Consider the following 11,576-nt stretch of genomic DNA (forward strand, 5'->3'; position numbering starts at 1 on the left):
GCTACCTCAAGGTGCTGGTGTCAGCGTTGGGGCTGCGGCTGGGCAATCGCAGCACCAAGCTGCCGCTCCATCTGACGGAGGCGCTGGCTGCGTTGGTTTGTGTCAGGTGCGCTTCGATGGGCAAGGTTTGCGCCTGGGCGCGTATTTGGCTGAGCCAAGTGGCCAAGGCGCTGGCGGGCAAGGCCTTGAGTTGCACGGTCACACGGTCGCCTTGCACATTCAATTGCATGGCCGGCCCGTGAGGGCTGCTGAGGCTTTGCAGCGTGCGCAGCGCTTCGTCGCGTGGCAGTGGCGTGCGTTGTTGCAAGGCCTGGGTTTGGGCTTGCAAGGCTTGCATGTGGGCGACTTGCTGCGTGAGTTGCGCGCGTTGTGCGTCGCTGTGACGCAAGGTGCGCCAAGCCGGGGCCACGGACAGGCTGTAGACCAAGGCCGCCAGCAGCACCCAGCCCAGCCAGGTCAGACTGCGCTGTTTGTTGCCAGACAGGGCTTGCCAGCGGGCAGACACGGTGGCGCGCCAAGAGGTCTTCATGGAGTGCAACCGGGTCATGGTGTGCCCTCGGCTTGCAGCAACCAGGCGTCGTTGCTTTCTTGGCGCAGGCGCAGGCCTTGCGCGTGCAAGGCATTGTTCGCTGAGCTGCTTTGTTCAGTCGTCAAGTTCAGGCCTTGCAGGCGCAGGGTGCGGTCGGCAAAGTGCAGTTGCGTGGGAGTCTGTCCGCTTGGCAGTACGCCGGCCAGCCCTGCCAGCAAGGGCTCAAAGTCGGTGCTGGAGATGGCCCCCGTGCGTTGCTTTAAGGCGTCGACCTCGCGTTGCATTTGCAGTGGGGCGTCCACCACCAGCGTGACATGCGGGAAGGTGGTTTTCAAGATATTGGGCAGAGTCCGTTGTTGCTGCTCAATGGCGTGTTGTTCACGCCAGGCCAGGGCGTTGAGCCCCACCAGTTGCACCACCAGCAGGCTAACCACGCCAACGCGCACCGGGTGCCACGCGGGGGCACGGCGCACGCTTTGCCAACTGCTTTGCAGCCAGCGTTGCAGGCGCTGTCGCCCACCTTGGGTCCATTCGCCCTGGGCCAAGTCCCAGCGGGTTTGGCAGGCAGCGGCCAGCCAGCGCTGCGGCGCGCTTTGCAGCACGGGGGGTTGTGGCAGCAGTTGCTGCGCGCGCGCCACCATGGCGGGCTCGGCGTGGACGCCCAAAGCCGGGTCGCGCAGCGCGGCAAACGCTGGCCATTGCGCGGTGTTGGGCGGTAGCAGGGTGACGCCTTGCGCGTGGGTGAGGACGCAGCTGGCATGGTCGGGCGTGCCTGACACATGGAGCAGGGGCGTTTCGCTGGGGCTGAGTTCGGGCACCAGGCGCTGCACCGTCAAGCCTGCGCCTTGTAAAGGGGCCAGGCTGTCGCGCAACCACTGTTTGTCGCAAACGGCCACCCAAGTGTCGCCGCCGCTTCGGGCCTGTGCGCGGGCGTCGTTGGGCAGCACCAGGTGCAGTTGTTGCGGGTCGTCCAGCAAGCGGTCTTCCAGCAGGCCCGCCAACACCGCGTCCAGGCGGTTGCCTTGACTGCCCGGTGGCAAGGGCACGCTGAACCACGACAGGCGGCTGTGTGGCACCACCGCCACCACTTCGCCCGCATGCAAGGGCAACCCAGCAGCGGCGCTGGTGGCGCTGTGCAACACGCTTTGGCCGTCCGATTCTGCGTAGGCGAAATCAGTGCTTGCGGTGCTGGGGCTGTGAGGAAGGGCGATGATCAGCATGAGAACATTCATTGTAGAGACGGTGTCTGTGCGCTAGCCCACTGACCGGCCTCGCGCCAGAGCACTTTCACCTCAGTTTGATCGCGCTCTAGCAGCGTGTGTTCCTGCATCAGGGTGTGGGCCATGCGCAGCCGTCCAAAAACTTCAAAAAAGCGTGTGTTGACGCTGTGCGTGGCTTCGCTCACGCCCGAGCTTTGGGCCCCGGCTGCTTTTTGAAAATCGGCCAAGCTGGCCCAGTGGCTGCGGCTGCGTTGCTGCACCAAGCGTTGGGCATCGGCCAGCCCCAGGCCCTTCACGCTGGCGAACAGCACTTCGGCACTGGCGGTGTTGACGTTGACAGGGGTGCGCACCGGCAACAAGGTGATGTGCGGCGAGAGCTGGCGCAAGGTGCTGGGTGTGAGGCCGAGCCAGGTGAGCTGCTCGATGTGTTGCGGCATCAATGGGGACGATGCGCTGTTGACTTTGCGCTGTGCGTTGGCCAGCCCTTGAGCCAGCACGCTGAGCTGTTCGGGCGGCAGGTTCAGCGCTTCGAACAGGCGGGCAAAGACTGCCAGGGCTTGGGGGTCAACGCGCTCACCGTCGAACAGGTTGATGATGTTGAGTCGGGCTTGCAAGTCGTTGATCTGGCCCGACAAAAAGACTTGGTCGGCCAGGGTGTCGTCGTCGCGGTTGCTGGTGCCGTCGGGCAGGGCCGACAAAAAGCTCGACAAGCGCGCTTCTTGCAGCGGCACGGCCCAGGGTTCTGCCAGATGGTCGGTGGGGGTGCTGGCCTTGTCGGCCCGCGCGTCTTCGCGCAAGATGACGCGCGCCCAATCAAGCGCGCCCGCCAGCAGCCAGCGGGCTTGGGCATGTTGTCGTTCAGCGCTTTCTACCTCGATGGTGCGCCATTGCTGCCACAAGGCACCTGCCGCCAAGGTAGCCACCAAGGCCACGGTAAGCATGGCCGCCAGCAAGGCGGCACCACGCTGTGGGCGGTGGGTGCTGGGCAGGTGCTTCATGACTTGGTGTTGCTGAAGTTGGGGCGCACCCAGTCGAGGCTCAGGCGGCCGCGCATGCCGGCGCTGGCTGGCAAGTCGATGAGCAGGCGGATGGCGTCGGGCGTGTTGTTGGCGCTACTGCCCGGAGTGGGTGTGGTGGTGTCGCTGCTGGCGGCGCTGGAGAGTGGGTTGGTCCAGGCGTTGCCCCGAAAGTAGCTGAGTTGCCACTGATCAAGTGGCAGCAGCACGGTCTCGCGTGTTTGGTCGTCGGTGCTGGGGTTTTGCGCCCAGCGCGCGGCTTGTTGCCAGGCTTGTGCCAGCGTGCTTCGCTCGGTGATAGCCGGGGATTGCCACCGTACCCATTGGCCGGTGCCGGCCTGAGGCGTGCCTCTGCGGCTCCAGGCCACCACCCACATACCAGGGTCGCTGCCGTCGTTGCCCCACGCACTGCTGCGCCGGGTGATGCGCAGCACTTGGCCGTCCCACAGCACCCCGGCATCGCTGAGGCCGGGCACGGGCTGCATGGCGTCGAGGTCGGCCTGCCACTGGGCCAGCACGGTTTGCAGCACGGCGGTTTGGTCCACGTGTTGCTGGGTGGCCTCGCGGGTGCGCAGCAGGCCGTCGATGCCACGCCAGCTCAAACCCGCCAGCACCGCCATCAGGGTGATGGCGATGAGCAGTTCGATCAGGGTGAAGCCGCGCTGTGTTTTCATGCTGGCTCGGTCAATAACGCCCGAGCACGGTGGCTACGCGCAAGATGGGGTTTTGGGCGTCAAACACCTGGGCTTCGACGCGGCGAAACGAGGGGTTGGGTGTGCTGCGAATGGTGAGTGCCACTGCGAAGTTGCGCTCGGCCTGCACGCAGGGCACGCGGGTGTCGCCCACGCCGGGCAATTGTTGCGACAGGCGCAGTTGGTGCAGGGCGTTGTCAGCGCAAATTTGGGCCAGCAACACGTCGCTTTGACGCTGGGCGTTGAAGATCAAAGCCCCGCTGACTTTCATGCCCGTCATCAAGGCCAAGGCCACGATGGCCAAGGCCACCAAGACTTCGATCAGGGTGAAGCCCTTCCCTGCGTGCGGGGTGTGTGTGCGGGCGCGGTGCTGCGTCATGGCTGCACCACCTGAAAAGGCCGCAGCCCATCGCTGGCAATGCGTCGGGTGGCGATGTTGTTGCCAGTTGTGACGGGCGCGACCAAGGTGATGCCCGCTGGCGCAATGATGGGTTCCGGCCCCAACACCACCGCAGCCGCTTGTGCGGTGGTGTCAGGCGTGAGCCAAGCTTGTTCGTTGGGTGTTTGACGCGGGGCTGTGGGGGCTTGGATGACAAAGCCTTGCGCGGTACTGCGCCAAACCAGAGGGATGCCGCTGGTGCGCGATTGGGCACGGGCAGCTTCGAGGTAGGCGATCAGGCGTTGTGCCTCGCGGTCGAGCTGGGTTTGGTTGCTATCGCGCAAACTCAAGGCCACGCCCGCCATAGCAAAGCCCATGATGGCCAGCACCACCAACAGCTCCAACAGGGTCAGGCCACGTTGGCGCTGCATGCGCGGGGGCTTATTGCCAGCTGCCGATGTCGGCGTTTTTGCCTTCGCCACCGGGCTGACCGTCAGCGCCCAGGGACAACACATCGACTTCACCTTTGACGCCTGGGTTCATGTACTGGTAAGGGCGGCCCCAGGGGTCGTTGGGCAGTTTGTCGATGTAGGGTTTCCAGTTCAGCGGTGCGGGGCCGCTGCTGGGTTTGACCACCAGGGCTTGCAAGCCTTGTTCGGCAGCGGGGTAACGCTGGTTGTCCAAGCGGTAGAGCTTGAGCGCTTGCATGAGGTTGTTCACATCGGTGCGGGCGGCAGTGCCGCGTGCGTCGTCGGCGCGGTCGAGCACATTGGGCACGATCAACGCTGCGAGCACCCCTAGGATGGCCAGCACCACCATCAACTCAATCAGGGTGAAGCCGCGCTGGCGCTTGGGTGTTGGGAGGTGTGTCATGCCCTGAATCATAATCCGCGTATGTTTTTGCCACGTTACCCATTCCTCTTGGTGCGCACTGCTTCTTTGGTGGTGTGGGCGCTGGTGGCTTTCAGTGCCGTAGCGTGGGGCTTGCGTTGGTCGGCCAGTGGCAATGCCGATGCGCTGAGTCCACTGGCCCAGCCCACACCCACTGAGCCTGAATTGGAAGCTGCCGCGCGCAGTTTGGGTGCGTTGCCTGCGGCGGCTGTGGCTGCACCGACCTTGGCCAGTCGTTTTCAGCTGGTGGGGGTGCTGTCGGGCGGGGCGTCGCAAGGTGCCGCGTTGATCGCGGTTGACGGCAAGCCGGCACGGCCCTACCGCGTGGGCCGCGTGGTGGTGGATGACTTGGTGTTGCAGTCGGCGCAAGGCCGACGCGTGAGTTTGGGGGCCAGTGCGCAAGGCCCCGCCACTTTGACGCTGGAACTTCCTGCCAAAAAATAATGTGGTCACCACGCTGTGGTGACACATGTTTCAGCGCTGCAAAAACAAACGGTAAGCCGGGTTGCGCGTTTCTTCCACGTAGGGGTAGCCCAGTGCTGACAAGAAGGTGGCAAATGCCTTGTCGTCGGCCTTGGGCACTTGCAGACCCATCAAGATGCGGCCGTAATCGGCGCCTTGGTTGCGGTAGTGGAACAGGCTGATGTTCCAGCCCGGGCGCATGGCGAGCAAGAACTTCATCAAAGCACCCGGACGCTCAGGGAACTCAAAACGCAGCAAACGCTCTTCGTGGGCCAGCGCCGAGTGGCCACCCACCATGTGGCGGAGGTGTTCTTTGGCCAGTTCGTCGTGCGTGAGGTCGATGGCTTCAAAACCGTGTTTGGTGAAGTGGGCTGCAATCTTGCTGCTCTCGCCTTTGACGCCGGTGGTCAGGCCGACAAACACATGGGCTTTGTCGGCGTCGCTGAGTCGGTAATTGAACTCGGTCACATTGCGTGGTGTTTTACCGCCGCCAAAGCTGGGCAGCTGGCCAATCAGCTCGCAAAAGCGGCGCAGGCTGCCGGGTTGCTCGGGAATGGTGACGGCAAACAAAGCTTCGCGTTCTTCGCCCACCTCGGCGCGCTCGGCCACAAAGCGCAGGCGGTCGAAGTTCATGTTGGCGCCGCACAAAATGGCGGCGTAGGTCTCGCCTTTGGTTTTGTGCTCGGCCACGTACTGTTTGATGGCGGCCACGGCCAGGGCGCCAGCGGGTTCGACGATGCTGCGGGTGTCCACAAACACGTCTTTGATGGCGGCGCACACCGCGTCGGTGTCGACGGTGATGTAGCTGTCGACCAATTTGCGCGAGATGCGGAAGGTTTCTTCGCCCACCAGCTTGACGGCGGTGCCGTCGGAGAACAGGCCCACATCGGTGAGCGCAACGCGTTTGCCTTTGGCGACGGATTGCATCATGGCGGAGGAGTCGTCCATTTGCACACCGATGACTTTGATCTCTGGACGCACCGCCTTGATGTAGTTGGCCACGCCGGAAATCAAGCCGCCGCCGCCAATGGCCACAAACACGGCGTCAAGTGGGCCTTGGTGCTGGCGCAGCATTTCCATGGCGATGGTGCCTTGGCCTGCAATCACCTCGGGGTCGTCAAACGGATGCACAAAGGTCATGCCGTTTTTCTGCTCCAACGTGAGCGCGTGTTGGTGTGCGTCGGAGTAGCTGTCGCCATGCAACACCACCTCACCGCCGAGTGCTTTGACGGCTTCAATCTTCAAGGCGGGTGTGGTCACAGGCATCACGATCACGGCTTTGGCGCCTAAGCGGTTGGCACCCAGGGCCACGCCTTGGGCGTGGTTGCCTGCGGAGGCGCAAATGACGCCTTTTTTCAATTGCGCGGGTGTTAGGTGCGCCATCTTGTTGTACGCGCCGCGCAGTTTGAAGCTGAACACCGGTTGTTGGTCTTCGCGTTTGAGCAACACGGTGTTGTGCAGTCGGCGACTCAGGTTTTTGGCCACTTCCAGCGCGGACTCTTGGGCCACGTCGTAGACGCGTGCCGTCAAGATTTTTTTCAGGTAGTCGGCAGGGGTCAGGGCGTTGGTTTTGGCGGGACGGGTAGACATGGGGCTGATTGTCTCTTATGCATGAAGGCAGAGGCCTGTGAGACGGTCAGCCACTACACTCATCCGGTATACAAATTTGTGATTCTTCTGTGCTGCCTACCCCCCAATCCCTTTTTCAACGAACCGACGATGCCGCGGGTGGCAGCTTGCAAACGTTCAAGCGGTGGCTGAAGTTTCGGCTGCGTTTTTTCTGGCACCGTCGCCATATTTTTGCGGTGCACGACCACCTCCGTCAGTTGGGTTTGGCGTCTGTGCTTGAGAGCGACCTCTTGTTGGTGGTGCGCTGCACCCGTGCGTATTTGTGGAGCGGGTTGACAGCGCAGGGGCGTGCCGCGGCTCAAATGGCGCACTTTGATTGGCTGGTGCAGACCTTTTCATCGACCCAAGCCTCGGCGCTTTACGCGTTGCATTCTTGGTTGTTGTGTGAATGGACCTTGAAAGACCGGCAGGTGCGCATCGTGCTCAGACCTGGCCGTGCCTTGGCGCGTGAGGGTGAGCTGGAGCTGCACCTTGAACTCGATGGCAGTCCGGTCATGCGTGCTGCGTTCAGCGTGTTGCCCGCGCACATGGTGGGTGGCACAAGCTCAGGCGCGGTGTTGGTGGTGGGCAATGTGCAGGGTTCGCAAGAAGGCAAAGATTTGGTGAAAGACTTCACCCAATTGATGGAGCGCACTCGGCCCAGCGGCATTTTGCTCAATGCCTTGCAAGGACTGGCCCAAGGTTGGGGTCTAGAGGGCTTGTTGGGTGTGAGCGATGTGGGCCACGCGTATGCCGACTACCGCAGCTTGTCTCAGCGGGTGGGTATGAGCTACGACACGCTGTGGCAAGAACTGGGGGCTGAGCAACGGCTGTCGGACATGCATTGGAGCCTGCCGCTGGTGTGGCTGCCCCGTCCCGAGAGTGAGGTGGCCTCTAGCAAAAGATCACAGTTGCGTCGGCGCAATGACATGCGCCAGCAGGTGCTCGGTGCTTGTTTGGCGGCGGCACAAACACGACGCCCATAAAAAAACCCCGAGTCTTGCGACTCGGGGATAAATCCACTTTTGAGGGTGGAGGAGACAAGTCTTAAGTGTATACATAATTTGAAGACTTGTGCATATTTGTCAGACATATCAGGAGAAGAAAACATGGAATGCACCGTAAGCTGGACGGGTCAAAGTGGCACACGTTCAGGCATGGGGTTTATCGCTGAAACAGGCAGTGGTCACGTCATTGCCATGGACGGCGCACCAGACGCAGCCAAGCCCGAAAACGGTGGCCAAAACCTGGCGCCTCGCCCCATGGAAACCGTGTTGGCTGGCACGGGTGGTTGCACCGCTTATGACGTGGTGTTGATCTTGAAGCGCGGACGCCATGATGTGCGTGGTTGCAGCGTCAAGCTCACCAGCGAACGCGCCGAGGTCGACCCCAAGGTGTTCACCAAAATCAACATGCATTTCACGGTGACAGGCAAAGCCATACCTGCATTGGCTGTGGAGCGTGCCATTGCCATGAGCCATGACAAATACTGTTCGGCCAGCATCATGCTGGGCAAGACCGCAGAAATCACCACCAGCTTTGAGGTGGTGGAGGTTTGAGCGACGGTCTTGCTCGTGTTGGCGGCCCGACCTAAGATCAATCGCATGCGCCTGACACCCGAAGCCATTCAAACCATCACCCAAGCTGCTCAAGCTCGCTGGGGCGATGGTGCTTGCGTGCGTTTGTTTGGCTCACGTTTGGACGATGCAGCCAAAGGCGGAGACATTGATTTGCACATCATCGTTCCTGCCAAGCTCGATAACCCGTTGTGGGAAAGTGCGCAATTTGCTGCTTATTTGCAGAGGCAATTAGAGGGTAGAAAAGTCGATGTCCGCCTGCTCGAATTTGGACAAGAGCAAACCTCGATTGATCGCGTGGCGCTGGCTGTGGGCGTGCTCATCTCTACGCACGCCACTCAAAGCTTGGTTGAGCGAACGCAAGCCTTGCTGTGAGCTAAACCCGATGCGCCACGGTGGTCATCACCTTGGCCATCACGCGCATCAACCCTTGCACGGGGCGCGGCAACGCCGAAGCACCTGCCGACTCTGCCTCTTTGGCATGACGTGCCTCGTCGGTTTTCATTTGCGTCACGATGGCACGTGACGCCAGGTCGTGGCTGGGCAATTGGTCTAGGTGGCTTTGCAGGTGCGCTTCCACCTGACGCTCGGTTTCCACCACAAAGCCCAAGCTCACGCGGTCTCCCCCCAGCTTGCCCGCCACAAAGCCAATGCCAAAGGCGCCGGCGTACCACAACGGGTTCAGCAGGCTGGTGCGCCCGCCCAATTCGCGCAAACGTTCTTCGGTCCAGGCCAGGTGGTCAGTTTCCTCTTCGCTGGCCGCCAGTAAGTGTTGGCGCAATGCGCTGTCGCGTGTGGCCAAGGCTTGGGCGGTGTAGAGCGCCTGTGCGCAAACCTCACCCACATGGTTGACCCGCATCAACGCAGAAGCTTCTCGTTTTTCGGCCTCTGACATGGGCGGGGTGGATGTGTGCACGGATCCAGGGTTAACCCTGGCTGCGTGGTGAGAGGCGAATACGGTGCGCAAGGCACTGTCGAGAGCTGAGATCAGGGTATCCATGGACAAAATCTTAAGCCATGTTGCATTCATGCAACGCAATAGCCCTATTTTTCATGCTTGTCATAGCTTGGCCCTTGGGTCTCTGGTTCAATAGCTCCAACTTCCAGAAATGGTGGTTGTCCCGGTTAGCCGGAGACCTTGTTCAAACCTTGGAGAACCTTGAAATGAAAAAAACCCTCGTTGCATTGGCTGCATTGGCTGCCACCGCTTCTTTCGCGCAATCTTTCGTGACCCTGTCTGGCCGCGCCAGCATGGACGTGTCTACCTTCGAAACCACTGGTTCGACAACTGCCACTAACGACTTCAACCGTAAGGTTCGTGTTGCTGACACCTCGTCACGCATCACCTTTGCTGCTCAGGAAGACCTGGGCGCTGGTACACGCGCTGGTGTGTATTGCGAAACTGGTATCAACATCGACACCGCCAACGCCAGCGGCCAAGCCAACACTGCCAACGCCAACACCTCTGAGTGGTGCTCGCGCGAAGGCCGTTTGTACTATGGCAACAACCTGGCTGAAATCCGCTTGGGCCGCCAAAACGTGTGGTGGACCCAAGGCGCTCTGAACCAAGTGGGTTCACGTCACATGGGCTCTGACACTTTCACCAACCTGCAAAACGGTGGTGTGGGCGTGTACGGCGTTCGCGTTGAAAACACCGCTTTGGTGAACTTCGGTGGTGACGCAGGTGCATTCGCTGGTTCGCAAGTGTATGCAGGCCGCATGGGTGGCTCAACTGGCGAAGGCGCAGCTGCTTCCGCTACACAAATCAGCAACGGTCAATTCGCTGGTGGTAAGTTGGTGTACACGGCTGGTCAAATCATTGGCATGTTGGACTACCAAACTTCGCACAACTCACCAACCGCTACAGCTGCAACCGGCTTCACTGGTGGCGCAAACAGCTTTGACCGTACTGCAACCAAACTCGGTTTGGGTTACAAATACGCAGGTGCAGCTAGCTCCAGCATCGTGTCTGCTCAAATGTGGAACAAGAAGCGCACTGACTTGACTTCAGCATCCGCATCTTTGGTTTTGCCAGGTAACTCTGGCTTGACCAACACCACCAACACTGGTTCGGGTAAAGATTCTGGCTACGGTTTCGTGGTTGAGCACGACTTGGGCGCCAACCGCATGGTGGTGGCACAGTGGGGCAAAGCCAACAACCTGAAAGACAGCACTGGTGCTGAAGTTGCTAACACGGGCGCTACTGCTTACACCATCGGCTTCCGTCAAGCCCTGTCTAAGCGCACCCATGTGTACACCGCTTACCACACCATCAAGAACGACTCTGCTATCAACTACAACATGAGCGGCGGTAACTACTCTTCCGCTAACTTGGTTGGTAACGGCGCACAAATCAAGATGTTGGCTGTGGGCATGCAACACGACTTCTAATCCCTACGCTGGCGCAAGTCAGCGAAGGATTTGAAAAGTCTCAAACCCCGTCACTCGCAAGAGTGGCGGGGTTTTTACATGTGGGTGGTTAAACTTGCAAGCTTATGTGGATGTCTATTTCAACCCCGACGCTGTGACTGCTAACGCCTCTTTTGCACACGTGTTGGCCGAGCGCCATTCGGTTCGTGGCTATCTTGAAAAACCTGTTTCTGAGGATGTGCTGCGTGAGGTGGTGGCGTTGTCTCGCCTAGCACCCAGCGGGGCCAATTTGCAGCCAGGCACTTTCATTGCGGTGCAAGGCGAGGTGCGCCGAGCCTTGAGTGCCGATTTGCTGCAAGCCTGGCGCAACCAGCAGCAAGAGGCAGAAGACTACAGCTACTTTCCTAGCCCCATGCCCCTGACATTGAAGCGTCGCCAAATTGCATCGGCCAAGGCTTTGTATGACGCCTTGGGTATTGCGCGTGAGGACCGCGCTGGGCGGGATGCGCAGTTTGAACGCAATTTCACCTTCTTTGATGCACCTGTGGCACTGGTGGTGACCATTGCCCATGACTTGGGCCGTGGCTGTTACATGGATTTGGGCATGGCCTTGTATGGCCTGATGTTGGCGGCGCAATCCAAAGGCCTGTCCACCTGTGCCATTGGTGCCATGGCCTCTTACCCCAGCCTGATTCGTCGGCATTTGTCGCTGGACGAGACGTCCAAAATTGTGTGCGGTGTGGCCATGGGCTATGCAGACCCCGATGCAGCGGTGAACCAAACCCGAACTTCACGGGTCCCGCTCAACGACTATTTCAAGACCGTAGGCTAA

Annotated in this window: 15 protein-coding genes; 6 read left to right on the plus strand and 9 right to left on the minus strand. The window is 60.6% G+C overall.

What is annotated here, in order from left to right; translation table 11 throughout:
* Position 1: 1 nt before the first annotated feature.
* Genes gspM through gspG form a run of 7 tightly spaced genes read right to left on the minus strand, consistent with a single transcriptional unit; the run spans position 2 to position 4,709 of the window.
* Positions 2 to 547 carry a type II secretion system protein GspM gene (gene gspM, locus B9Z41_RS03655; RefSeq protein WP_100145193.1) on the minus strand — a complete coding sequence of 182 codons (546 nt, stop codon included), beginning with the start codon at positions 545 to 547 and terminating at the stop codon, positions 2 to 4.
* Positions 544 to 1,749: a type II secretion system protein GspL gene (gspL, locus tag B9Z41_RS03660; RefSeq protein ID WP_158236130.1), complete on the minus strand. Its 1,206-nt coding sequence runs from the start codon at positions 1,747 to 1,749 to the stop codon at positions 544 to 546. The genes gspM and gspL overlap by 4 nt, the downstream gene beginning before the upstream one ends.
* A gap of 8 nt (positions 1,750 to 1,757) precedes the next feature.
* Positions 1,758 to 2,747, minus strand: coding sequence for a type II secretion system minor pseudopilin GspK (gene gspK, locus B9Z41_RS03665; protein WP_100145197.1), 990 nt, complete (start codon positions 2,745 to 2,747; stop codon positions 1,758 to 1,760).
* The gene (locus tag B9Z41_RS03670; RefSeq protein ID WP_100145199.1) at positions 2,744 to 3,439 is read right to left on the minus strand and encodes a type II secretion system protein J; all 696 of its coding nucleotides are present in this window, start codon (positions 3,437 to 3,439) and stop codon (positions 2,744 to 2,746) included. The genes gspK and B9Z41_RS03670 overlap by 4 nt, the downstream gene beginning before the upstream one ends.
* A gap of 10 nt (positions 3,440 to 3,449) precedes the next feature.
* Positions 3,450 to 3,836, minus strand: a complete 387-nt coding sequence (gene gspI, locus B9Z41_RS03675) for a type II secretion system minor pseudopilin GspI (protein WP_100145201.1) — start codon at positions 3,834 to 3,836, stop codon at positions 3,450 to 3,452.
* Complete coding sequence (locus B9Z41_RS03680; RefSeq protein WP_100145203.1) at positions 3,833 to 4,267, minus strand: prepilin-type N-terminal cleavage/methylation domain-containing protein; 435 nt, start codon at positions 4,265 to 4,267, stop codon at positions 3,833 to 3,835. Before B9Z41_RS03680 ends, gspI begins: the two co-directional genes overlap by 4 nt.
* Positions 4,268 to 4,277: 10 nt before the next feature.
* Entirely contained in the window at positions 4,278 to 4,709 is a 432-nt protein-coding gene (gspG, locus tag B9Z41_RS03685; protein ID WP_100145205.1) for a type II secretion system major pseudopilin GspG, read from the minus strand.
* A gap of 21 nt (positions 4,710 to 4,730) precedes the next feature.
* Between gspG and B9Z41_RS03690 the strand changes: the two genes are divergently transcribed.
* Positions 4,731 to 5,171 carry a general secretion pathway protein C gene (locus B9Z41_RS03690; protein WP_100145207.1) on the plus strand — a complete coding sequence of 147 codons (441 nt, stop codon included), beginning with the start codon at positions 4,731 to 4,733 and terminating at the stop codon, positions 5,169 to 5,171.
* Between the two features lie 30 nt (positions 5,172 to 5,201).
* Here the strand turns inward: B9Z41_RS03690 and ilvA are convergent, their stop codons facing one another.
* On the minus strand, positions 5,202 to 6,779 hold the full coding sequence (gene ilvA / locus B9Z41_RS03695; protein ID WP_100145209.1) for a threonine ammonia-lyase, biosynthetic: 1,578 nt from the start codon (positions 6,777 to 6,779) through the stop codon (positions 5,202 to 5,204).
* Between the two features lie 89 nt (positions 6,780 to 6,868).
* Here ilvA and B9Z41_RS03700 point away from each other — a divergent pair, with 89 nt between their 5' ends.
* The 3 genes from B9Z41_RS03700 to B9Z41_RS03710 all read left to right on the plus strand — a co-directional run bounded on the left by B9Z41_RS03700 (position 6,869) and on the right by B9Z41_RS03710 (position 8,749).
* Complete coding sequence (locus tag B9Z41_RS03700) at positions 6,869 to 7,783, plus strand: DUF535 family protein (protein WP_158236131.1); 915 nt, start codon at positions 6,869 to 6,871, stop codon at positions 7,781 to 7,783.
* Between the two features lie 123 nt (positions 7,784 to 7,906).
* Positions 7,907 to 8,356, plus strand: coding sequence for an OsmC family protein (locus B9Z41_RS03705; protein ID WP_100145213.1), 450 nt, complete (start codon positions 7,907 to 7,909; stop codon positions 8,354 to 8,356).
* A gap of 45 nt (positions 8,357 to 8,401) precedes the next feature.
* On the plus strand, positions 8,402 to 8,749 hold the full coding sequence (locus B9Z41_RS03710; protein WP_143474143.1) for a nucleotidyltransferase domain-containing protein: 348 nt from the start codon (positions 8,402 to 8,404) through the stop codon (positions 8,747 to 8,749).
* A gap of 1 nt (position 8,750) precedes the next feature.
* Here B9Z41_RS03710 and coq7 read toward each other — a convergent pair whose 3' ends face one another.
* Positions 8,751 to 9,374, minus strand: a complete 624-nt coding sequence (gene coq7, locus B9Z41_RS03715) for a 2-polyprenyl-3-methyl-6-methoxy-1,4-benzoquinone monooxygenase (RefSeq protein ID WP_233202501.1) — start codon at positions 9,372 to 9,374, stop codon at positions 8,751 to 8,753.
* A gap of 164 nt (positions 9,375 to 9,538) precedes the next feature.
* Here coq7 and B9Z41_RS03720 point away from each other — a divergent pair, with 164 nt between their 5' ends.
* Together B9Z41_RS03720 and B9Z41_RS03725 are read left to right on the plus strand one after the other, a co-directional pair.
* Positions 9,539 to 10,765, plus strand: coding sequence for a porin (locus tag B9Z41_RS03720; RefSeq protein WP_158236132.1), 1,227 nt, complete (start codon positions 9,539 to 9,541; stop codon positions 10,763 to 10,765).
* 94 nt (positions 10,766 to 10,859) lie between these two features.
* A complete protein-coding gene (locus B9Z41_RS03725; RefSeq protein ID WP_233202502.1) occupies positions 10,860 to 11,576 on the plus strand; it encodes a nitroreductase in 717 nt (238 codons plus the stop codon).

It is taken from the genome of Limnohabitans sp. JirII-31 (genome assembly GCF_002778315.1).
In the GTDB taxonomy this organism is placed as follows: Bacteria; Pseudomonadota; Gammaproteobacteria; order Burkholderiales; family Burkholderiaceae_C; genus Limnohabitans.